This window comes from Nocardia sp. NPDC004068, from assembly GCF_042874315.1.
Taxonomy (GTDB): Bacteria; Actinomycetota; Actinomycetes; order Mycobacteriales; family Mycobacteriaceae; genus Nocardia.
Genome location: NZ_JBIAMW010000002.1, coordinates 208701 through 231488 on the forward strand (window position 1 = coordinate 208701; position 22788 = coordinate 231488).

General features: G+C 70.9%; 19 protein-coding genes and 1 pseudogene. 15 read left to right on the plus strand and 5 right to left on the minus strand.

All coding sequences use genetic code 11. From position 1 onward, the window contains the following. Positions 1 to 12 precede the first annotated feature (12 nt). Positions 13 to 795, plus strand: coding sequence for an ABC transporter permease (locus tag ACFYTQ_RS05045; RefSeq protein ID WP_387357938.1), 783 nt, complete (start codon positions 13 to 15; stop codon positions 793 to 795). Between the two features lie 57 nt (positions 796 to 852). Here the strand turns inward: ACFYTQ_RS05045 and ACFYTQ_RS05050 are convergent, their stop codons facing one another. Next, a complete protein-coding gene (locus tag ACFYTQ_RS05050; RefSeq protein WP_387357345.1) occupies positions 853 to 1191 on the minus strand; it encodes an RNA polymerase-binding protein RbpA in 339 nt (112 codons plus the stop codon). A 176-nt stretch (positions 1192 to 1367) separates the two neighbouring features. On the opposite strand from ACFYTQ_RS05050, the gene ACFYTQ_RS05055 reads away from it, so the two are divergent. Beyond that, positions 1368 to 1694, plus strand: coding sequence for a hypothetical protein (locus tag ACFYTQ_RS05055; RefSeq protein ID WP_387357346.1), 327 nt, complete (start codon positions 1368 to 1370; stop codon positions 1692 to 1694). A gap of 59 nt (positions 1695 to 1753) precedes the next feature. Further along, positions 1754 to 2524, plus strand: a pseudogene (locus ACFYTQ_RS05060) (2-phosphosulfolactate phosphatase). A 1846-nt stretch (positions 2525 to 4370) separates the two neighbouring features. Here the strand turns inward: ACFYTQ_RS05060 and ACFYTQ_RS05065 are convergent. Beyond that, the gene (locus tag ACFYTQ_RS05065; RefSeq protein ID WP_387357347.1) at positions 4371 to 5048 is read right to left on the minus strand and encodes a M23 family metallopeptidase; all 678 of its coding nucleotides are present in this window, start codon (positions 5046 to 5048) and stop codon (positions 4371 to 4373) included. Between the two features lie 186 nt (positions 5049 to 5234). Here ACFYTQ_RS05065 and ACFYTQ_RS05070 point away from each other — a divergent pair, with 186 nt between their 5' ends. Continuing rightward, complete coding sequence (locus ACFYTQ_RS05070) at positions 5235 to 5561, plus strand: ArsR/SmtB family transcription factor (RefSeq protein WP_387357348.1); 327 nt, start codon at positions 5235 to 5237, stop codon at positions 5559 to 5561. 627 nt (positions 5562 to 6188) lie between these two features. Here ACFYTQ_RS05070 and ACFYTQ_RS05075 read toward each other — a convergent pair. After that, positions 6189 to 7175, minus strand: coding sequence for a glycosyltransferase family 9 protein (locus ACFYTQ_RS05075; protein ID WP_387357349.1), 987 nt, complete (start codon positions 7173 to 7175; stop codon positions 6189 to 6191). A gap of 268 nt (positions 7176 to 7443) precedes the next feature. On the opposite strand from ACFYTQ_RS05075, the gene ACFYTQ_RS05080 reads away from it, so the two are divergent. The 9 genes from ACFYTQ_RS05080 (at position 7444) to ACFYTQ_RS05120 (ending at position 18975) form a co-directional block, all read left to right on the plus strand. Continuing rightward, positions 7444 to 7737, plus strand: a complete 294-nt coding sequence (locus ACFYTQ_RS05080) for a hypothetical protein (RefSeq protein ID WP_387357350.1) — start codon at positions 7444 to 7446, stop codon at positions 7735 to 7737. Between the two features lie 124 nt (positions 7738 to 7861). Then, entirely contained in the window at positions 7862 to 9187 is a 1326-nt protein-coding gene (locus tag ACFYTQ_RS05085; RefSeq protein ID WP_387357351.1) for an NtaA/DmoA family FMN-dependent monooxygenase, read from the plus strand. Between the two features lie 6 nt (positions 9188 to 9193). Next, positions 9194 to 10321: an ROK family protein gene (locus ACFYTQ_RS05090; RefSeq protein WP_387357352.1), complete on the plus strand. Its 1128-nt coding sequence runs from the start codon at positions 9194 to 9196 to the stop codon at positions 10319 to 10321. A gap of 208 nt (positions 10322 to 10529) precedes the next feature. Then, positions 10530 to 11426, plus strand: coding sequence for an ABC transporter substrate-binding protein (locus ACFYTQ_RS05095; protein WP_387357353.1), 897 nt, complete (start codon positions 10530 to 10532; stop codon positions 11424 to 11426). A gap of 8 nt (positions 11427 to 11434) precedes the next feature. Beyond that, positions 11435 to 12271, plus strand: coding sequence for an ABC transporter permease (locus tag ACFYTQ_RS05100; protein ID WP_387357940.1), 837 nt, complete (start codon positions 11435 to 11437; stop codon positions 12269 to 12271). Next, positions 12247 to 12969, plus strand: a complete 723-nt coding sequence (locus ACFYTQ_RS05105; protein ID WP_387357354.1) for an ABC transporter ATP-binding protein — start codon at positions 12247 to 12249, stop codon at positions 12967 to 12969. The genes ACFYTQ_RS05100 and ACFYTQ_RS05105 overlap by 25 nt, the downstream gene beginning before the upstream one ends. Positions 12970 to 12980: 11 nt before the next feature. Continuing rightward, the gene (locus ACFYTQ_RS05110; RefSeq protein ID WP_387357355.1) at positions 12981 to 14324 is read left to right on the plus strand and encodes an LLM class flavin-dependent oxidoreductase; all 1344 of its coding nucleotides are present in this window, start codon (positions 12981 to 12983) and stop codon (positions 14322 to 14324) included. Next, positions 14321 to 18070 (plus strand): ABC transporter ATP-binding protein, encoded by a 3750-nt coding sequence (locus tag ACFYTQ_RS05115; RefSeq protein ID WP_387357356.1) that lies wholly within the window; start codon positions 14321 to 14323, stop codon positions 18068 to 18070. Before ACFYTQ_RS05110 ends, ACFYTQ_RS05115 begins: the two co-directional genes overlap by 4 nt. 2 nt (positions 18071 to 18072) lie before the next feature. Next, on the plus strand, positions 18073 to 18975 hold the full coding sequence (locus tag ACFYTQ_RS05120) for a TIGR03564 family F420-dependent LLM class oxidoreductase (protein ID WP_387357357.1): 903 nt from the start codon (positions 18073 to 18075) through the stop codon (positions 18973 to 18975). 3 nt (positions 18976 to 18978) lie between these two features. Here the strand turns inward: ACFYTQ_RS05120 and ACFYTQ_RS05125 are convergent, their stop codons facing one another. After that, positions 18979 to 19380 carry a Dabb family protein gene (locus ACFYTQ_RS05125; protein ID WP_387357358.1) on the minus strand — a complete coding sequence of 134 codons (402 nt, stop codon included), beginning with the start codon at positions 19378 to 19380 and terminating at the stop codon, positions 18979 to 18981. Positions 19381 to 19483: 103 nt separating this feature from the next. Here ACFYTQ_RS05125 and ACFYTQ_RS05130 point away from each other — a divergent pair, with 103 nt between their 5' ends. Next, a complete protein-coding gene (locus ACFYTQ_RS05130; RefSeq protein ID WP_387357359.1) occupies positions 19484 to 20110 on the plus strand; it encodes a TetR/AcrR family transcriptional regulator in 627 nt (208 codons plus the stop codon). On the opposite strand, the gene ACFYTQ_RS05135 is transcribed toward ACFYTQ_RS05130, so the two are convergent. Continuing rightward, on the minus strand, positions 20107 to 21213 hold the full coding sequence (locus ACFYTQ_RS05135) for a TetR/AcrR family transcriptional regulator (protein WP_387357360.1): 1107 nt from the start codon (positions 21211 to 21213) through the stop codon (positions 20107 to 20109). The genes ACFYTQ_RS05130 and ACFYTQ_RS05135 overlap by 4 nt on opposite strands. Before the next feature lie 220 nt (positions 21214 to 21433). Between ACFYTQ_RS05135 and ACFYTQ_RS05140 the strand changes: the two genes are divergently transcribed. Beyond that, positions 21434 to 22780: a cytochrome P450 gene (locus ACFYTQ_RS05140; RefSeq protein WP_387357362.1), complete on the plus strand. Its 1347-nt coding sequence runs from the start codon at positions 21434 to 21436 to the stop codon at positions 22778 to 22780. Positions 22781 to 22788 lie beyond the last annotated feature (8 nt).

Genomic DNA, 22788 nt, shown 5'->3' on the forward strand with positions numbered 1-22788 from the left:
GCGCCCGTCAGGGTGTTTCGCGACAGCGCGATCGTCGCCTACCGGAATCTGCTGACTATTCTGCGGGTGCCGACGCTGCTGGTGACCGCGACCATTCAGCCGTTGATGTTCGTATTCCTGTTCGCCTACATCTTCGGGGCCTCGCTGGGCGGCAGCCAGTATCGGGAGTTCCTGCTCGCGGGCATCTTCACCCAGACCGTCGCGTTCAACGCCGCGTTCACCACCGTCGGGCTCGCCAACGACCTGTCCAAGGGCATCATCGACCGGATGCGCACGCTGCCGATGTCGCGGCTGGCGGTGCTGATGGGCCGCACGCTGTCGGATCTGGTGGTCAACGTGCTGGCGCTGGCGGTCATGGTGGGCTGCGGGTACGTGGTGGGCTGGCGCGTCAACGGCGGATTGGCCGATGCCGCACTGGCTTTCGGGGTGATCCTGCTGTTCGCGTTCGCCATGAGCTGGGTGGGGGCGCTGACCGGACTTCTGTCGCCGAGTGTGGAGGTGGCGCAGAGCGCGGGACTGATCTGGCTGTTCCCGTTGACGTTCATCTCCTCGGCGTTCATCTCCGCCGAGACGCTGCCGGGTCCGCTGCGCACGATCGCGGAGTGGAATCCGATCACGGCGGTCGCCGCGGCCGGGCGCAAGCTGTTCGACAACGGGGCGCCGCCGAGTTTCGTGCCGCCGCACGGGTGGGCGGCCGAGCACTGCGTCGAATACTCGGTGTACTGCTCGCTGGCGATCCTGGCGGTCGCGGTGCCGCTGGCGCTGTTGCGGTACCGCAAGGTGGCCAGCCACTAGCCCCGGATACGCGAAAGGCCGCATCCGTCTCGGATGCGGCCCTTCGGCGTGGGTGCGTTAGACGCGGCCCCGGCGGGTCTTGAGCAGCTCCAGACGCTCCTGCAACAGCTCCTCGAGCTCGTCCTTGGAGCGGCGCTCGAGCAGCATGTCCCAGTGGGTGCGCGGCGGCTTGACCTTCTTGGGCTCCTGGGTGGTGCCCTCGATCAGCACGCCCTCCTGGCCGTTGCGGCACAGCCAGGTCGGGGGGATCTCGGCGTCGTCGGCGAAGGGAACGTCGAACTCCTCGCCGTTGTCGGTCCGGTACCGCGCCACCCGACGCGGCGCCAGGTCGTGGTCGCGGTCGGTCTCGTAGCTCACCGCTCCGAGCCGGCTGCCTCGGAGTACGCGATCTGCCATGGTGTGCGGTCCTCTCTTAGCCTGTCGGCGTCGTTCTACGTGTCGTGTAACGCGCCGTGCTCTATAACAGTTCCCGGCGACGGTCAACCCCATCATTTTAGTCGCTCTCGCGCGGGTGCGGAAATTTCGGCGCGCCCGCCACCGTAGCGGGCCGGATGCCGTTAAGGTGTCGCCTCATGCCGCGTCGTGACCTGTCGTCCTGTTCGTGGTGCGGACGGGAGATCGCCGAATCCGAGATCGGCAGGCGCCGCCGCTACTGCCGCCAGTCCTGCCGCCAGCGCGCCTACGAACACCGCAAGAACCTGGAGGGCACCGGCATCCCCGAAGACGCCGTCGTCCTCTCCGCCCAGGAGGCCGCCGACCTGGCCGACCGCTGGTTCGCCGCCCGCTGCGCCGCCGAGGATGTGGCCACGGCGGTGGCCGAGGGCGCCGACCACACGGAACTGGCGGCGCTCACCGAAACGCTCGTTCTGCTGACGAAGGACGCGGAGCGGTTGCGTTGACGGGTCGCCGGTACGCTGGCGGATTCGTCTGTCCCGTGTGAGGAGCGCTCCGAATGGCAATGGCCGACACCGAATTCCCCGCCTGGGCGAGCCAGGCCCCCGCCGGGGTGCGGTTCGAGTGGGGCGTGGCCGGTGCCCGGGCGCTGGCCCCGCACTGCGCCGCGCTCGTGGTGGTCGACGTATTGTCGTTCACCACAACGGTTTCCGTGGCGGTGGAGGCCGGAACCCGCGTCCTCCCGTACCCGTCGCGCGGCCCCGACGCCGCCCGTTTCGCCGCCGACCACGACGCGGAACTGGCCGTCGGCCGCACCGCCGTCTCACCCGAGCACCCCTGGTCCCTCTCACCCGCCGCCCTCCGCCGGGCACCCGCCCCCGCCCGCCTGGTCCTCCCGTCACCCAACGGTTCCGCCATTTCCGCTGCGGTACAAGGCATTCCACTGATAGCGGCCTGCCTCCGCAACGCCACCCCCGTCGCCCACTGGATCCGCGATCAAGGCTGGGCCACCCCCGACCACCCCGTGGCGATCATCGCGGCGGGTGAACACTGGCCCGCCCCCCACGGCCTCCGCCCCGCCCTCGAGGACTAGGCAGGAGCCGCCGCCGTCATCACCGCCCTGACCCACACCACCACGACCCTCTCCCCGGAAGCCCACGCCGCCGCCTCCGCCTACCGTCACATCGACGACATCCCCGCCGTGATCCGCGACTGCGCCTCGGCCCGCGAACTCGTCGCCGCGGGCTTCGCCGCCGACGTCGCGATCGCCACAGAACTGGACACCAGCCCGACCGTGCCCGTATTGACTGACGGCTCCTTCGTGAACGCCATCTGACCGAACCGAGCCCCTCCCGCGACTCCCAGCCGCGAAGGAGCCCGACCCTACGCCTTACCGCCCTGGGCGAATCACATTCGCTACCTCGCCGTCCGGGCCGGGCTGTATCCAGCTGGGCGAGCCATTCTCGATTACCCCGCGATCCTCCGCCGCTGGTGTCCTCTGAAGCCTCGACCCCAGCCTCCGGCGAGGTCCCGTTCCCGCTCTATGGCGAGGTCCCGTCTGTGTTCCTGGGGGAGGTGCCTCTCCTGTTCCCGGGAGAGGTGCCGTTTCTGCTCTATGGCCAGGTTCCGTCTGTGTCCCTGGGGAGGATGCCGCTTCTGTCTCTCGGCGAGGCCCCGTTTCAGTTCCTCGGCGAAGTCGTTCCTCTGATCCTCGAAGACTCTTCGCTGTTCCTCGGCGAGGCCCCGTCTCTATTCCTTGACGAGCACTCTCCTCCGTTCCTCGGCGGCCACTCTCTTCTGTTCCTCGGTGAAGTCCCGCCTGTGTTCCTGGGCGGGCGCTCTCTTCTGTTCCTCGGCGAAGGCCCTTCTCTGTTTCTCGCCAAAGGCTCTTCTCTGGTCCTCGACTGCGGAGCAGTCGAGGACCGCGGGCCCACCCCACAACGGCCCCCGTCGCGGCGATCCACGCGAGCGCCAAGCACGCGAAAGCGGTGGCCGTCCGGGCATCGGGATGGATCAACGGCTGGGCACGGAGGGCCTGCCAGAGCAGGAGGGCCACGGCGGTCAGATAACTGAGCCCGAGGATGCCGATCAGGCGGGCGCGGACTCGCTCGGTGAGCCAAGGACGGCGGCGGGAGAGATAGCCGAGGGTGAGGGTGGCGAGGAGCAGGACCTGGATGCCGTGCAGCCCCGCGAAGTGGGGGACGCGGAGGTCGCCGCCGACCGTGCTCCAGTGGGTGACGGGAAGGCCCGGGAGATCGTCCCGGACGGGGAGGGAATGGGGGAGGACCGTATGGCCCGCGGCGAGTTCGACGGGCCGGCCCGCGGCGTCGCGGACCAACTGGGAACCGGTGCCGCCCATCAGATAGGCGAGGGCCATACCGAAAACGGCGATCGTCAGGCCCATGTGGATGGCCCGAGCGGTAGGCCGATCGATCAGCCGCTGCCACGAAACCACCACGGCGATAACGAGATTGGCGACGAACAACCCCGGCACCCCGGACGTGAAGATCACCTGCCCGATCCGATTGACACCGTCGACATCATCCATATTGAAATGACTGAACGTCCCCCGCGCCGCCTGCAACACGATGAACCCGACATCCACCAGCCCCGTGACCGCGAACACCGTCCCCAACCACCACGTGACCCGAGACCCCTTGTGCGGCAACGACAACAACCACGCCAACGTCGCAGAATACAACGCGAACGCCACCCCGAACTTCAACGGCTTAAGCCACACCGACTCCCCGAGCAGCATCCTCCCATCGAAAATCATTGCGACCGAACAAAACCCGGCCAACACCCCCATGACCACGGCCAACCACCCCAACGGCCGATGCCACCCTCGAACAAACCCCGCCCCATCAGTTATCCCGATCATGCCCCGACGCTAAAACCCCCACCCCAAACCCCACCTCCCCCCAAAGTGCTGCCCCCACCCCCTACCCCAGTACCAGCCGCACCCTCTATTTGGATTCGCACCCCCTGCAAGGCCCTGAAGGGGGTGCGAATCCAAATAAGGGGTGCGGCTGAGCTTCGCGAACCCCTGACTCGTCCGCGAAGCGGCCTGGGTTCCGCAGGCCTCTCGTCGGTCCGCGGTGTCGCCTGGGTTCCGCGGGCCCCTCATCGACCCGCGGAGCCGCCTGGTTTTCGCGGGCCCCCTCATCGGCCCGCGAAACGGATCAATCCTGGGGCCTGCCCAGTTCGAGGCCGCGGGCGAGGAGCCAGGGGAGGGGGTCGAGTTTGGCGCCGCCCTCGTCGGCCCAGACCTCGTAGTGCAGGTGTGGGCCGGTGGAGAAGCCGCGGTTGCCGACGGTGGCGATGATGTCGCCCGCGCGGACCTGTTGGCCGAGCGTGGCGAGGATGTCGTTGACGTGGCCGTAGACGCCGATGGTGCCGTCGTCCTGGCGCACCCGGACCCACATGCCGAAGCCGGAGGCGGGGCCGGCCTCGACGACCACCCCGTCGGTGACGGCCGCGATGGGTGTGCCGATCGGATCGCCGAAGTCGATGCCGCCGTGCAGCGCGCCCCAGCGCATGCCGAAGCCGGAGGTGAGTACGCCCGCCACCGGGCGGACCGTGCGCTTGATCTCGCGGGCGGCCTTCGCCTCGAGCCAGGGGCCGTCGTCGGCGGGGGCGGGCTGCGGCCGCGCCACGACGGGCTCGACGGCAAGGGGTGCGGGCGCGGCGGGAGCGGTCTCCAGCGAGCGGGCGACGGCGGCCAGTCCGGGCGCGGAGCCGGAGCCGTGGCGGTCGGCGGCTCCCAGCGTGGCGATCGACGCGCCGACAACCGCGGTCATCGCCACGGCCTGCGCGGCGCGCCGGGCCCGCCGCGTTGGTAACGAAACGGTCACGGGCATGCAGGGAAAGCTACGACAGCCAAACCCGAGGACCGTAATCCTGTCGTGACCATCACAGCCGGGCACTACGCACCACCAGATCGACCAGCAGCCGCGTAGAGACGGACGAACTGCCAGGTAAATCGCCCTACGCAAACCGGCAAAAGAGACCTTGACCCCACCCTGGCTAACCCACAGACTACTTAAGTGGCCACTAACGGTACCCAAGCCCTATCCGCCCTCGCAGACCCCACCCGCCGAGCCATCTTCGAGGCCCTCCCATCCACCCCTCGCTCGGTCACCGACCTGGCCACCACCCTCGGCATCACCCCCTCGGCCGTCTCCCAACACCTGCGCGTCCTCCGAGAGGCCCGCCTCGTCCTCGTCCGCCCCGAAGGCACCCGCCGCCTCTACTCCCTCGACCCCCGCGGCCTGGCCGCCGCCCGCGACTACCTCGACCAGTTCTGGCCCTCCGCCCTGGCCTCCTACTCCGCCGCCCTGACCCACGCCGAATCCACCAGCCCCGAACCCTGACCACGCCTCGACCGCACGGAATCCGTTTACACCCACCTGACCGAGGTCCCCGCAACACCCTTCCCGCCTCGGCCCACTGAACGGCGGAACCTGATCGCGGCCCCCACGCGCGCTCGGCCCCTCGATCCCGCCGCCCGGCCTGGTCGAGCCCCTCAGCCCACCGTGAGCGCCCGCGCTGGAATCAACCACGCCGTGCCTGATGAGTTCCCGCGACTCCGCCCACCTTGCCCGTGCTCAATCCTTGGTCGAGTACGCGCAGCGCGAGCAGCCCGGCAGCGCCGCGCCCTGCCTGGGTGCACTCATCGCCCCACCCTCCTCACCCTCGCCAACGCCGCTCCCATCGTCGCGCCTCGACCCACTGCCGCCTCAGCAGTCACCCCCTCGCCACGCGGCCTCCACCACGCGCCTACTCGGCCCACGAACGCGACATGCCAGTTCGGCTCCATCCACCCGAATCACGCTGCGCGAAAGCACATTTCGAACACCCCCGACCCAGAATGCCCCACCGCTACCCGCGAGCGCCGCCCCCTCCACAGCCAGCCCACCGCCACCCCTCACCCCAAACAACCACGGGCAACGGCCCCTCACGCCGCTGCCCGCCACCGAAACCCTTACCCCAACCCCTTCTCACCCCACCCGCCGAAACGCCGACCGCCGCCGCTCCAACGCCGCCCCCGGCCAACTCCGCTTGCTGAGCTGCTTGTCGACCGCCTCGATCACCTCCGGCACCTCGATCTCGAGCAGCCCGGGATCGGGGGAGTGCTGATCATGCTCGCCGGTCCGTCCCGCCCACAGCACCACATGCCGGTTCAGCAGATGCGGCGGTGGGCCCCCGCGGCTCGGTGGCGTCGGGCCGAACAGCAGGACCGTGCGGGTGCCGAAAGCCGTTGCCAGATGGGCCACTCCGGTGTCGCCACACACCACCAGGGCCGCCTCGGCGATCGTCGCGCTCACCTCGAGCAGGGTCTGCCGACCCGCGAGCACCTGGTGGGTGGGCAGCCCGGCGCGCGCCGCGATCGACAGCGCGATATCGCGTTCGAATTCGTCGCCGGTGAGCACCACCTCGCGGCCCTGCACCAGCAGATGCCGCACCACCGCGGCGAACCGGTCCGGCGGCCAGCGTCGCGCGGGCGATCCGGCGCCGACGTGCACGACGACGCAGTCGCGATGACTCGTGGTCGAAACCGGCGGCACCAGACCGAGATTGCGGCGGTCGGCCGCGATGCCGTCCGACTCGAGCAGATGGCACCAGCGGTCCACCTCGTGCATATCGTGCTGCCAGTCCGGACCCTCGAGATCCGGGAAGGCCGGATTGCGGTAGGTGAGGATGCGCGCCGGATTGGTGCGGGCCAACTCCACGATGCCCTCGGCGCCCCCGCTGTGCAGATTGACCGCGAGCGCGGGCGCCTCCCCGTCCCAGCGCATGCTCTCCGGATCGGCGGTCGGCACCATCTCGTCGATCGACGCGATCAGATCCACGATCGGCTCGAGCCGCAGCGGCGCGGCGAGCGCGATGTGATCGCGGGGCCGGGCCCGGCGCAGCGCGCGTAAAGCCGGGACCGCGGTGAGGAGATCACCCAATCCGCGTGCGCGCAGCACGAGTACAACCGCCACCCTCTTCTCCTAGCCTCCACCAAGCGATCCATGCGGTCCCGAGACCCCCTCGGCCCCCCGCAGGACGGCACGGCTGAGAAGAGCCACCAGAATGGGATACCCGGCGCCCCGATGGCCGAAACTCGTCGATCCCCCGTGATATCGGCCGCATTCCACCCGCCGACCCGATAGCATGCTCCGGACGGCTCGAGCGACCGGTGTGTGGTGCCCGGCGCGGCCGCGAGTAGCCTGTCGTCGGTCGGGACGTCGAATTGGACTGGAGGATCACATGATTCGGACCGCTGGATTCGCCGCCGCCGTGGTGGCGGTCGGCGCATTCGGGGTGCTGGGCGCCGGGACGGCGCAGGCCGCGCAGGGCACGGTCAGCATCAACGGCAAGCTGTACGACAACCCGACCGGTTGCATCGATACCGGCAACTCGTTCCAGACCACCGTCGGCAACACGACCGACAAGGTCGTCGAGGTGCACGCGGGCCGCAACTGCACCGGCCCCGTCATCGGCCGCGTCGACCCCAACGGCCTCGCCCTGGTCCCCAACGGCAGCCTGCTCATCGTCGAATAATCCCGCCGCCCAAACCCTTCCGCGCCCCGGTCCCGAAACCGGGGCGCGGTCGTGTCTTCCGGCGAAAAGATCTCGCTGAGCGGAACCGGGGGCCGCGGCCCCGACGCTGATTAGCGTCGACAGGATGGCGAGCAGGTCGGAGCGGCGCAGGCCGTTGAAAATCGTTACGGGCGTGAGCGGCTCACCGAAGGTGTACGACGCCGCGCTGGATCCGGACCGGTCCACGCTGGCCGACGCGGTGGAGATCGCGCGAATCGCCGAGGCGCACGGCTTCGACGCCCTGTTCGCCGCGGATCTGCTCACCTTCGGGGCGCAGGGCGCGATCGGCGCGCAGGAGCCGCTGATCTATCTGTCCGCGCTGGCTGCCGTCACCGAACGGGTCGGGCTCATCGCGACCGTCACCACCACCTTCCATCACCCGTACAACCTCGCACGGCTGTTCGGCACGCTCGATCACGTGAGCAACGGCCGCGCGGCCTGGAACGCGGTCACCTCCTCGGTCGGCGAGGAGAACTACGGCGACGGCGAATTGCCCGGCCCCGAGGAGCGATACGCGCGCGCCGCCGAGGTCCTCGAGGTGACCGACGCGCTGTTCGACAGCTGGCAACCCGGCGCGCTCACCCGCACCGACTCCGGCGCGCGCCTGGACCCGGCCCTGGTGCGGCCCATCGATCACGCCGGCCGCTTCTTCACCGTGCGCGGCCCGCTCAACATTCCGCCGCTGCCGCAACGCCGCCCGGTCCAGTTCCAGGCCGGGCAGTCCGCGGGCGGCATCGAACTCGGCGCCCGCTTCGCCGAGGTCGTGTTCACCTCGCTGGCCACCCTCGAGGACGCGGTGGTGTACGCCAAGCGAATCCGCTCCCGCGCCGCCGAACTCGGCCGCCCGCACGGTCTTCCGCTCATCTTCAGCTCCCTGCACGCCACCTACGGGGCCACCGAGGAGGAGGCGCGCCGACTGGTCCGCGAACGCGTCGAGGCGATCGACCTCGACGCCGCCCGCAGCACCCTCGAGGACATGCTCGGCGGCGTCGACCTCTCCGAGCTGCCCCTCGATCGGCCGATCCCCGACCACGTCCTGCCCGACGTCCACGCCGTGCACCGCCGCCGCGGCCGCGTCGAGATCTTCACCACCCTGGCCCGCACCGGAAAAACCCTGCGCGAGTTGATCATCGCCGCCCAGGACACCGGCCACTGGGCCGCCGCGGGCACCCCCGAACAACTCGCCGACGCCATCGAGGAGCGCTACACCGCCGGTGTCCTCGACCTCATCGGCCTCGGCGGCCTCGATGACCCCCGCACCCGCGACTTCCTTCTCAACGGCCTCCTCCCCGAACTCCGCCGCCGCGGCATCGTCGCCCCCGAACCCGCCACCGGCACCTTCCGCGAAATCCTCGAACTGCCCCCGCTGCCGGACCGCCCCACCGCGCGATCCGAGCGGGTACCCGCGTAACCACCTGTGACCGCGGACAACAGCGCGGGGGCGGTGCTGCGGGCGGTGCTCGAGCAGGGGGCCGTGCCGCGCAGTGCCATCGCGCGGGCGGCGAATCTGTCCCCGGCGACGGTGACCGCGCAGGTGCGGGCGCTGGTGGCGGCCGGGCTGCTGGTGGAACTGCCGGAGACCGCGGGGCCGGCGAAGGTGGGGCGGCCGCATTCGCCGCTGAGCCTCGACGTGACCGGGAACGCGGTCATCGGGGTGCACATCGCCGCCGAGCACGTGACGGTCGCCGTGCTGGATATCGCCGGGGGCGTGCGGCTTTCGCATCGGCTGCCCCATCGCGGCCCGGATCCGGACGAGATCCTCGCCACCGCGGCGGCGGAGGTGCGCCGGATCCGCGACGAGTTGACCGAACGGGTCATCGGCGTCGGCGTGGCCGTCGGCGGCTGGGTCGATCCCCGCGCCGGGGAGGTCGTCGACCACGCCACCCTGCACTGGCGCAATGTGGCGGTGCGCCAACACATTTCGGAGCACACCGGCCTGCCGGTGTCGCTGGACAGCCACACCCGCGCCCTGGTGCACGCCGAGCAGTTGTTCGGCCACGCCCGGGACGCTGCGGCCACCGTGGTCCTGTTCGCGGGCAATGTGATCGACGTGGCCTTCGCGGTGCACGGCCGGGTGCACTACGGTCCGCGATCGGCCGCGGGGGCGATCACCCGGCTGGTCGGCGGCGAGGCGGCGGAGGACGAGCTGGCGGGCTGCGCGGATCGGGTGCTGGTCGCCCGGGCGCGCCGCGCCGGACTGGCGGTGCGCACCCTGCCCGACCTCATCGCGGCCGCCGCCGAGGACGAGACGGCGCGGGAACTGTTCGCTGACCGCGCGCGCGTGCTCGGCCGGGTGGTGGCGGTCGTGATCGATCTGCTCGACCCCGACGCCGTGGTGATCGTCGACCCGGCCCTGGTCCGGGTGCCGGGGGTGCGGGCCGCGTATCTGGCCGCGGTGCGGGAGTTCTCGGCCTGCGAGCGACCCGAGGACGTGGTGCGCGGCTCGTCGTTCCTGGGCCGCGCCCTCGAGACCGCGGCGGGCGCGGTGGTGTTGCAGCGCTTGTTCACCGACCCGCTCGGCGTCACCGCCGCGGCCCGACTTTGATTCCGACTAATTTTAAGTCGAACGAATATTGCCCTCGCGCAAGGGTTTCCGCGAAAGTTCAAACATGTATCCCGCCATCAGAAAAATAGGGATCGCGCTCACGGCGGCGCTTTTCCTGGGCGCGTGCGCCACCCACGGCGACGGTGACGCGGCCCTGTCGGCACCGCTGCCCACCTCCGTGCCACCGGGCACGAAACTATCCATTTCCGTGAACACCACCCGGGTCGCGCTCGAGGCGTCCGGCCAATCGAACACCCTGCCGTTCACCGTCTCCGACTGGCCCGTCGTCACCGCCGGACCCGATGTGATCCAGGCGTTCCGCGGCGGCGCGGTCGATCTGGCCACCAACGCGGGCATCCCCCCGATCCACGCCCACGCCACCGGGCTCGACGCCCGCATCGTCGGCGTCAAGGTCCGCTCGACGCCGCTGTATCAGCTGGCCACCGCGCCCAATTCGACCATCGGGTCGCTCGCGGACCTGCGCGGCAAGCGCATCGGCTTCTCACCCGGCCAGGCGCAGGGCGTGGTGGTGCTGCGCACCCTGCGGACCGCCGGGCTGAAACCCTCGGACGTCCAATTGGTCGAGCTGAACAGCCCGCAGTTCCTCACCGCGTTGCAGGGCAAGCAGATCGACGTCGCCCCGCTCGCCGAGCCGTCGCTCACCAAATACCTCGCCCAATACCGCGATCAGGGCGCCCGCGCGATCACCACCCCCGCGGTCGACGCGCTCACCATTCTGTGGGCCCCCACCGCGGTGCTGAAGGATTCCGCGAAACTCGCCGCCGTCGCGGAATTCGTGAAGGTCTGGGCGCGCACCGACGTCTGGTCGTGGGAACACCCCGACCAATGGCTCGACGCGTATTACGTGAAGGATCAGAAGGTTTCGGCCGAGGACGGCCGCCGCATCATCGGCACCCTCGACAAACCCTATTTCCCGGCGAATTGGGACGCCGCGATCGCCTGGGAACAGGAAACCGTCGACCTGGTCACCGCCTCCGGCTATTTCGGGAAGAGTTTCGACGCCCACGACCTGTTCGACCGGCGCTTCGAACCCCTTGCGGCGCAAGCGGTTCCGGAGCAGTACCGAACCAAGGAGGCGTCGTGACCGTCGCCCTGCCGCGCACCGCGGTATCGATCCCCCAGCCCGAGGAGGGTTTCGTCGAGCGACGTCGCCTGCGCCGCCTCGGACTGCGCAAGCCGATCCCCTTCGCCCGCCTGCTCGGCGTCGCGCTGGTGCTCGCCGCCTGGGCCGCGGGCATCCACTTCGGCCTGCTCGACCAGCGCAAACTCTCCGCACCGTGGACCGTGCTCGACACCGGCTGGCGACTGGTCCGCGACGGCACCCTCGGCGAGAACACGCTCGCCTCGCTGCGCCGCGCCGCCATCGGCCTCGGCATCGGCGTGCTCGTCGGCACCGGTCTGGCGCTGCTGTCGGGCCTGTCCCGGCTGGGCGAATCGCTGATCGACGGCCCGCTCCAGGTCAAGCGCGCCATCCCCAGCCTGGGGCTGATCCCGCTGCTGATCCTGTGGCTGGGCATCGGCGAGACGTTCAAGATCGTGCTCATCACCCTCGGTGTCGTCATCGCCATGTATCTGCAGACCCACGCCTCGCTCACCACCATCGACAAGCGCTTCGTGGAACTGTCGGAGGTGCAAGGGGTTTCGCGCGGCGAGTTCATCGGCCGGGTGGTGATCCCGGGGTCGCTGCCCGGCTTCTTCCTCGGCCTGCGGCTCTCGGTCACCGGGTCCTGGCTGTCGCTGGTGGTCGTCGAACAGGTCAACGCCACCGACGGGCTCGGCAAGCTCATGTTCAACGCCCAGAACTACGGGCAGGCCGACGTGATCTTGGTCTGCCTGGTCGTCTACGGCGTGTTCGGACTCGTCTCCGACTCCCTCATCCGGCTGATCGAACGCAAGGTGCTGTCATGGCGTCGCACGATCGCGACCTAGGCGTGCGGACCCGGGACCTGGTGCGGTCCTTCGGGGATCGCACCGTCCTGGACCGGATCACGCTCACCATCCCGCCCGGCCAGTTCGTGGCGCTGCTGGGCCGCAGCGGCTCGGGCAAGAGCACCCTGCTGCGGGCCCTGTCGGGACTGGACCACGACGTGCCCGGCACCGGCTCGCTGCGGGTGCCCGCGAAAACCTCGATGGTGTTCCAGGATTCGCGGCTGCTGCCCTGGCAGCGGGTGCTCACCAACGTGCTCTACGGCCAGCCCCGCGCGCGGCGGGCGGCCGGACGGGCGCTGCTGGCGGAGGTCGGGCTCGCCGGACGCGAACGCGCCTGGCCCACTGAGCTTTCCGGGGGAGAGCAACAGCGGGTGGCGCTCGCGCGGGCCCTGGTCGGCGAGCCCGACCTGCTGCTGGCCGACGAACCGTTCGGGGCGCTGGACGCGCTGACCCGCATCCGCATGCACGAACTGCTGCGGGCGCTGATCGCCCGGCACACCCCGACCGTACTGCTGGTCACCCACGACGTGGACGAGGCCGTCACCCTCGCCGATCGCGTGCTGGTGCTCGACGACGGCCGCATCACCGTCGACCTGCCCATCGACCTCCCGCCCGCCCGCGACCCGGGCGGACCGGAGTTCCAGCGCATCCGCCGCTCCCTGCTCACCGCGCTGGGCGTCGTGCCCACCGCCGTCTGAAAGCGAATCCCATGCCGAAACAGTTGCACCTCAACGCCTTTCTCATGTCCACCGGCCACCACGAGGCGTCGTGGCGGCTGCCCGAATCCGATCCGCACGCCAACACCCGGATCGAGCACTACGTGAACCTCGCGCGGATCGCCGAACGCGGGAAGCTGGACTCGATCTTCTTCGCCGACAGCCCGGTCCTGTTCGGCGACACCGGCCGCCGCCCGGCGGGCAAACTCGAACCCACCGTGCTGCTCACCGCCATCGCCGTGCAGACCTCGCGGATCGGGCTGATCGCGACCGCGTCCACGAGCTACAACTCGCCGTTCAACCTCGCGCGCCGGTTCGCCTCGGTGGACTGGGTCTCCGGCGGGCGCGTGGGCTGGAACATCGTCACCACCGCGGGCGCGGACGCGGCCCGCAACTTCGGTCTCGACGACGTGCCCGACCACCGGCTGCGCTACGAGAAGGCCGCCGAATTCGTCGATGTGGCAACGAAACTGTGGGACAGCTGGGCCGACGACGCCGTGCTCGCCGACAAGGAGGCGGGCCTGCACACCGACCCCGATAAGGTGCGCGCCATCGACCACGAGGGCCGGTTCTTCAAGGTCGCGGGCCCGCTGAACGTGCCGCGCCCGCCGCAGGGCTATCCCGTTCTGGTGCAGGCGGGTTCGTCCGAGGACGGCAAGGAGTTCGCCGCCCGCTACGCCGAGGCGGTGTTCACCGCGCAGCAGACCCTCGACGACGGGCTGGCCTTCTACACCGACCTCAAGCGCCGCGCGGTCGCGCTGGGCCGCGACCCGGAGACCATCAAGATCCTGCCCGGCATCGTGCCCGTCATCGGCGACACCGAGGAGCAGGCCCGCGCCCTGGACGCCGAACTCGAGCGGCTCATCTCCCCCGAGTACGCCAAACGCCAATTGGCGCGCACCTGGGGCATTCCCGTCGAGGATCTGGATCTGGACGCCGAACTGCCCGCGGACCTGCCCACCGAGGACGACATCCAGGGCGCCAAGAGCCGCTTCACGCTCATCGTGAATCTGGCTCGGCGCGAACGGCTCACGCTGCGCCAGCTCATCGGGCGGCTCGGCGGCGGCCGCGGGCACCGCACCTTCGCGGGCACCCCGGAACAGGTCGCCGACACCATCGAGGAATGGTTCACCCGCGGCGCGGCCGACGGGTTCAACATCATGCCCGCCGTGCTGCCCTCGGGCCTGGAGCGCTTCGTCGATCAGGTGGTGCCGATCCTCCAGCGGCGCGGCCTGTTCCGCACCGACTACACCGAGACCACGCTGCGCGGCCACTACGGCTTGGCGCGGCCGGTCAACCAATTCGACGGGGCGGACGAGCTCGTGGTCGCCGGATGAGTTCCTGTCCCGACTGGATCCGCTATCTGGTCCGGCGGTGCGCGCGGCACCGCCGGACCGTCCTCGTCGCCGCGTCGGGCTCGGTGGTGGCGGCGGTGCTCACTGCCGTGCTGCCGCTGCTGGTCCGGCACGTGGTCGACGCGCTCACCACCACGACCGCGTCGGTGCTGCCGTGGGTGGCGGTGCTGCTCGCGGTGGGGGCGGCCCGATTCGCGGCCGCCTTCGCGCGGCGCACCGGATCGTCGCGGCTGTCGCTGGACGTGCAGCACGATCTGCGCCGCGACCTGTTCGCGGCGCTGCTGCGGGTGACCGGGCGGCAGCGCTCCGGGCTCTACACCGGACAGGTCGTGAGCCGGGCCATCACCGACGTGACGCTGATTCAGATGTTCCTGCAACTGGTTCCGCTCGTGGCGGGCAATGCGCTGCTGGTGGTCGTGTCGCTGGCGCTCATGGCGACCCTGTCCCCGGCGCTCAGCCTGATCGCGCTGCTGGTGATCCCGGCGCTGTGGCTGATCACCCGGCGCAGCCAGCGCGACCTGTTCCCCGCCAACTGGGATGCCCAGGCCCGCGCCGCCGAGGTCGCGATGCGGGTGGAGGCCGCGGTCACCGGGGTGCGGGTGGTCAAGGGTTTCGGGCAGGAGTCCCACGAACTCGACGGGCTCGCCGCGTCCGCGCGCGACTTGTACCGGTCGCGGCTGCGGGTCACCCGGCTCACCGCCAGGTACACCCCGGTCATGCAGGCCGTGCCCGCCGCCGGGCAGGCGCTGGTGCTCGTGGTCGGCGGCCTGCTCGCGCTGCGCCACTCCCTCACGCTCGGAACGTTTCTGGCGTTCATGACCTATCTGGGGTCGTTCGTCACGCCCGTGCGTATGTTCACCATGCTGCTCACCGTCAGCCAGCAGGGGCGGGCGTCGCTGGAACGCGTGCGCGAGGTGATCGAGTCCGCGCCCCCGGAGACGGTCGCGCCGCGGCCGTCCGGCGCGGTGGGTCCGCCGCCGCGCCTCGAATTCCGCGGCGTGCGTTTCGCGTTCGAGGACCAACCGCCGGTGCTGCGCGGCCTGGACCTCACCGTCGCGGCGGGGGAGACGGTCGCGATCGCGGGCGCGGCCGGTTCCGGGAAATCGGTGCTCGTCCAGCTGTTGCCGCGGCTGTTCGAACCGGACGCGGGCCGAATCCTGCTGGACGGCACCGACATTCGGGAGCTGCCCGACCTGCGTGCCCGGGTGGCGATGGTGTTCGAGGACACCGCGCTGATGGCCGACACCGTGCGCGCCAATGTCGCCTACGGCCGCCCCGACGCCACCGACGCGCAGGTCCGGCACGCCCTGTACCTTGCCGCCGCCGACGACTTCGTCGCCGCCCTGCCCGAGGGGCTGGACACCCTCATCGGCGAACGCGGGCAACGACTCTCGGGCGGGCAACGGCAGCGGATCGCGCTGGCCCGCGCGCTGCTCACCGACGCCCCGATCCTCGTCCTCGACGACGCCACCTCCGCCATCGACGCCCAGGTCGAGGAGGAGATCTTCCGGCGCGTCGCCGCCGAGGTCCGCCAGCGCACCACACTCGTGGTGGCGCACCGCGTCTCGACGCTCGCCCTGGCCGATCGGGTCACGGTCCTCGACGAGGGCCGCATCGCCGAACAGGGCACCCTCACCGACCTCCAAACCTCCGGGGAACTGTTCCACGCCCTGTTCACCCCGCCCGACCCGGTGAGCATCGCCGCCGACCTGAGCGCCGTGCGCGACCCCGTGCCCACGGCCGGGCTGTGGGCGGCCGGGGACGGCGACGGCGACGAATCCCGCGCCCTGGAGCAGATGGCCAAGGCGTTCGCGCGCCGCGCCGCCAGCGCGCCCGGGGCACTGGGCGGGCACCTCGGCGGCGGGCTCATGTCCAGCGCCCCACCCAGCGGCGACGTCCGCGCCCGCATCGATCGGCTCCCGCCCGTCTCCGGGGAACCCGATGTGCCGCACTCGTTCTCGCACACCCCCGATTCGCGGTTCGATCTCGCGCGGCTGCTGCGGCCGTTCGCGATCCCGCTGCTGGCCGGGCTCGGGCTGGTGGCCCTGGACGCGCTGGCGCAGATCGTGATCCCGGTGCTGGTGCGGCACGGCATCGACCGCGGTGTGCTGGCCGGATCGCGCGCGGTGCTGCTCGGCGCGGCCGGGGCCGCGCTGACGCTGGTGCTGGTGGACTGGGCGATCACCGTTGCCCAGGTGCGGGTCACCGGCCGGGCCGGCGAGCGGCTGCTCTACGGCCTGCGGGTGAAGGTGTTCGCGCATCTGCAACGGCTCGGGTTGCGATTCTACGAGCGAGAGTTGGCCGGGCGCATCATGACCCGGATGGTCACCGATGTGGACGGGCTGTCGACGTTCCTGCAAACCGGTCTGGCCGTCGCGCTGACCAGCACCCTCACCATCGCGGGAGTGGTGGTGGCGCTGCTGGTGATCGACGCCCGGCTCGCGCTGGTCGTACTGGCGGTGCTGCCGGTGCTGGCGGTCGCGACGATCGCGTTCCGGCGGGCCTCGGTGCCCGCCTATCATCTGGCGCGCGAACAGGTCAGCGCCGCCAACGCCTATCTCCAGGAGAACGTCGACACCATCGCCGTCACGCAGGCGTATCGGCGCGAGGCGGTCAATCAGCGCGAATTCGAGCGCCGCTCCTGGGGTTACCGTAACGCGCGGTTGCGCAGCCAGACCCTGATGGCGTTGTTCTTCCCGTTCGTGGAGATCATGTCGGTGGTCGCCACCGCGGCCGTACTCGCCGTGGGCGTGCACGAGGTGCGGGCGGGCGCGCTCACCGCGGGCACGCTGATCGCGTTCCTGCTCTACATCGATCTGCTGTTCGCGCCGATCCAGCAGCTGTCGCAGGTCTTCGACAGCTATCAGCAGGCGGTGGTCGGGGTGGAGCGGCTGGGCGCCCTGCTGCGCGAACCGGTCGACACGCCGGACGAACCCGATGCCCGCCCGGTCGAACGGCTCGCGGGCCGAATCGAATTCCGCGGCGTCGGATTCGCCTACGATCCGGCCGGGGCGCGCGTGCTGTCCGGCATCGATCTGGTGATCGAACCGGGGCAGCGGGTCGCCGTGGTCGGCGAGACGGGCGCGGGCAAGTCCACGCTGGTGAAACTGCTTGCGCGGCTGTATCACTCGACGGAGGGGGCGGTGCTCGTCGACGGCGTCGACGTCCGGGGCTATCGGCTGCGCGACTACCGCAAACGGCTCGGCGTGGTCCCGCAGGAGCCGTTCCTGTTCGGCGACACCGTCCACGCCACCATCGCCTACGGCCGCCCCGAGGCGAGCCCGGCCGACATCGAATGGGCGGCTCGGGCGGTCGGGGCTCACGAGATGATCGCCGCCTTGGAACACGGCTACCGTCAGCCCATCGGCGCGCACGGCGCGGCCCTGTCCGCGGGCCAGCGTCAGCTGCTCGCCCTGGCCCGCGCCCAACTCGTCGAACCCGACATCCTCATTCTCGACGAGGCCACCGCCTCCCTGGATCTGGCCACCGACGCCCGCGTCCGCGCGGCCATCGACGTGCTCACCGCCGGACGCACCACGATCGTGGTGGCGCACCGCCTGGCCACGGCCGCCGACGCCGACCTCATCGTGGTCATGGGGGAGGGCCGCCTGCTCCAAACCGGTTCGCACGCCGACCTTTCCGCGATCGACGGCCCGTACCGGCGGCTGTGGTCGGCCTACGTGGGCGACGACGAGTCGCTCGCCGATCATGATCGTGCGAAGGTGTGAGGATGCGCCTGGGGATCTATCTCGCCGACAGCCCGCCCGTGCCGGAGGTGCTCGCCCTGGTGGCGAGCGCCGCCGAATCCGGTTTGGACAGCGTGTATTTCAACCAGGCGTTGAGCTGGGACGCGGCGACCGTGGCGGCGGTCGCCCTGCGCGAGGTGCCCGGCATCGAGGTGGGCACCGCCGTGGTGCAGACCTATCCCCGGCATCCGGTCGTGCTCGCCGCACAGGCCCGGACGATCGCCGCCCTCGCGCCCGGCCGCTTCACCCTCGGCATCGGCCCCAGCCACCCGCCGATCATCGAGGGCACCTTCGGGCTGTCCTACGACCGCCCCGCCCAACACCTTCGCGAGTACCTGTCGGTGCTGATGCCGCTGCTGCGCGGGGAGGCGGTCGACGCCGACGGCCCCATGATCCGGGCCGCCGCGACGATCACCGTCTCCGACGCCCCCGCCCCACCCGTCCTGTTGTCGGCCCTGGGACCGAAGCTGTTGCGGGTGGCGGGTGAACTGGCCGACGGTGTCGTCACGGTCTGGAGCACAACGGAATTCGTCGCCGATCACATCGCCCCCGCCGTCCGGGCCGCCGCCGACGCCGCCGGGCGGCCCGCGCCCCGCGTCGCCACCATCGTCTCCGCGGTCGTGACCGACGACCCGTCGCCGCACCGCGCCCAGCTCGCCCACCAGCTGGCCCCGGTTTCCGCGCTCCCGAGCTATCGCCAGGTGCTGGACCGGCAAGGCTTGCGGGGCGTGCACGAGACCGCCCTCATCGGCCCGGAAGACGTTGTGGCCGAGGGCATCCGGGCGTACGCGCGCGCCGGGGTCACCGATCTGCTGGTGAGCTTGCGCGGCGACCCCGCCGAACGTGCCCGCACCCGAGAGCTGCTGGCCGCCGTGCGACGCGACTGAGCCTCAGCCGAAGCTCAATTCGGGAATGGCGTTCATCAGCTGTTCCCACTCGGGATATCGGGCGAGTTTGGCCTCGTAGATCGCGGTGATCTTCGCGCCCAGCTCCGGATCCGGGTCGTCGGAGACGTCCGGTCCCACATGCAGTTTGGCGAAGTGCGGCAGGATCTCCGGATCCCCGGCCAGATGCGCGGGGTCGTACATGTAGCGCTCGAGGGCGTCGAGGTCGGCCAGCCCGAACGAATAGGCATGGGTGAAGCCCGAATCGGGGTCGCCGAGAAAGCGGCCGACGGTGGCGAAGGACACCGATTCGGCCGCGGCCGTGCGTCGTATCAACGCCAACACCCGGGCCTTCTGCTCCTCGGTGGTCTCCGCGCGAAACGCGAAGCGCAACAGGTGGACGATCACGACGGCCTCCTCATAATTGAACTCATGAGTTCAATCTAATTGCCCTACCGGTCAGGACGCAATACTGAACGGGAGAGTTCATCCGACCGCGTACCATCGCACCGTGACCCCCGAGAGCCCGACCCGCGGACGGATCGACAAACGCCACGCGATCCTCGCCGCGGCGTTCACCGTCTTCGCCCGGCGCGGATTCGGCCGGGCCAATGTGCAGGAGATCGCCGCCGCGGCCGGGGTCGCCAAGCCCACCGTGTACAACCATCTCGCCGACAAGGAGACCCTGTTCCGCGGCGCGGTCGCCGCCGCGGCCGACGAGGTCGCCGCCGAATGCCTGGCCGCGCTCGACCCGCTGCGCGAGACCGGCCCCGACCTCGGCCCTCGCCTGCGCACGGCCGCGGCACGGCTGGTGCGAATCTGCGCGGGCGAACGCGCACACGCCTTGCGCGCCTTGGCCTATGCCGAATCGGCGGCCTTCCCGGACCTGGTGCTCACCGTGCAGGAGCGCACCTCGCTGGAGTTGGCCGAGGCGCTGGGCGACCGGCTCGCCCGGCTGTCCCTCGCCGGAGTCCTGCGCCCGTGCGACCCCACGCGCGCGGCCGAACATTTCCTGGCGCTGCTGACCGGACCGCTCGAGGCCCACTCCCGGCTGGGCACCCGCCCGGTGGCCGACGACGAACTGGACGCCATCGCCGACGCCGCCGTCGACGTCTTCCTGCGGGCCTACGGCGGCTAGGACACCGAATTCGCCCGCGCCGCGACGGCCGCGGCGGCCGCGCGCCCCTCGGCCCGGGTCACGACATGGTCGCGCGCCACGAGCAGCGCGGCCTCGGAGCCGTCGTCGACGGCGGGCACGCCGCAGGCCACGGCCACGCCCGAATCGTCCACCACCACTTGCAGATTCGCCAGGGCGGCGGCGGGGAAGGCGTGCCGCAGGGAGCGGCTGACGTCGGCGACGGCGAGCCGGGCCAGCGGCGCGGTCTCCGCCGGGTCGGCCGTGCCGATCACGACGGTCACCGGGAACTGCGCGGGCAGCACGACCAGCGCGTCGGCGATGGTGGCCAGCTTATCGATGCCCAGCACCGCGATCAGCTGCCGGGCGCCGAACCGGGCCGGGCGATTGTGCAGCAGATCGACGCACTCGGGCGCGATCCACGCCTCGACGACCGCGCGGGCGCCCCGGCCGCCCGGTCGCGGGGCCGGGTCCACCTCGGGCGGTTCGTCCAATGTGGCGACCTTGCCGCACAGGGCCATCACATGCGCCGCGTTGACGAATTCGGGTGCGGCGAACGACAATTGAGTCGCTCCGTACAGAATGGTCAGAATCGACTCCGCCGTCGCGACATAGCTGGGCAACGTGGACGGCTCGCTCCGGCCCTCGAGAGACTGCATGGCGCGTCCCAGCAGAATCGCGTCGAACGCGAGCAACTGGGTGAACGGCCGCCGCAGCCGCTCGTCGCTCGTGATCTCGGGAATGAAGTCGATGCTGAGATTGGGGGACTGCAATTGCGCCGAGCCGCCCGAGTCGTAGGACGTCGACCGTGGAATGCGCTGCATCCACGTCCCGGCGAAGCTCTCCAGCGCCGCGGGCAGGGTGCGCGCGGGCTTGCGGCCCGCGGGCGGCGGCGCGTGCTCGGCCTCGTGGGCCAGCACGGACAAATACAGCGCGCGCTTGCCGGGGAAGTTCGAGTAGACCGCGCCCCGGGTGAGGTCGGCCCGCTCGGCGATGCCGTCGACCGTGGCCCCGCGGAATCCGCGCGCGGTGAACTCGGCCTTGGCCGCCTCCAGAACCTTGCGCCGGGTGCGGATCTGCTGTTCCGCTCTGGTCAGACGAACCATGGCCCTTTCACCCGTCTCCGTGCGTCCGTCGACGTCGACGTCCGACCGCCGACGCTAGTGGATGAGTATCAACCCTTGACGAACAGGCTCGCGACCGGCCCGTGCGCCGGGGTCGTCAGCACCGCGCTCGAGATGTATGAGGCATCGGGATGTTGCTACCATCCTGATGATATCCGGGAACGTCGGCGGCCGTTGCTCCCGCGCCGAAGAAGGGACCGGCATGAACGAGATCGATGACATCCCCCTGGTCCCCGGCGGTCTGCCGCTGCTGGGCCACGCGCTCCCGCTGCTGCGCGATCCGCTGGGATTCCTTGCCGCCCTTGCCGATCGGGGCCCGCTGTGCCGACTGCGGGTCGCCGCGCAGCAGGTGGTCGTGGTCTGCGATCCGGCGCTGGCCTGGAAGGTCTTCGCCGACGACCGCACCTACGACAAGGGCGGCCCGTTCTACGAGCGGTCCCGCGAGGTCGCGGGCGACGGCCTGGGCACCTGCCCGCACAGTCGCCACCGCCGCCAGCGCAAGCTGTGCGCGCCCGCGTTCCGCACCGACCGCGTCCGCGGGTACGCGGGGATCATGGTCGGCGCGATCGACGACACGATCGGCGGCTGGCACGACGGCGAGGTGGTCGACGTCAGCGACGAACTGTCGACCATGACCTTCGCGGTCGCCGTCGAGACCATGTTCTCGACGTCGTTGTCGCAGCGCCAGATTCGCGATGTCGCCGCCGATCTGCGCGCGATCGCCGCGGGCCTGTTCCGGCGCACCGTGCTGCCCGGCTGGATCAACGGGCTGCCCACCCCCGGCAACCGGCGCTACAACGCCGCCGCCCGCCGGGTGCGCACGCTCGCCGCCGAGGTCATCGCCGAGCGCCGCGCCGACGAGCACGACCGCGGCGATCTGCTGTCCGCGCTGATCCGGGCGGGCGGCGCGGACGGTGAAACCGGCTGGAGCGACGTGGAATTGGTCGATCAGGTCTTCACCTTCTTCCTCGCGGGCGCCGAGACGACCGCCAGCTGCGTCCTGTGGGCGCTGTACTCGCTCGATCGCCGCCCCGAAACGCTGCGCGCGGTGCAGCGCGAGGTCGACGAGGTGCTCGCGGGCCGGGCCGCCGCGCCCGCGGACCTGTCGCGACTTCCCCTGGTGAGCAATGTCATCGACGAGACGCTGCGACTCTATCCCCCCGGCTGGCTGCTGACCCGGGTCGTCGCGAGCGATACCGAACTCGACGGCGTCCGGCTGCCCGCGGGCAGCACCGTCGCGGTGAGCCCGCACATCATCCATCGCAACCGCGAACTCTACGACGATCCGGACACGTTCGCGCCGGAGCGCTGGACCGATCCGGACCTGCGGCGAAAGCCGTACCTGCCGTTCGGGATCGGCGCGCGCCGGTGCATCGGCGAACAGTTCGGCCGCATCGAGGCGGGCCTGACCCTCGCGACCGTCCTCGCCCGCTGGCGGCTGTCGGCGGTGGCGCCGCTGCCCGCCACGCTGCCGCTGTCCCAACTGCCCGCCCCGCGCGCCCTCGCGATGCGCCCGATCCGGCGCGAACCGTCGGTGTCGCCGGTCTGACCCGCGCG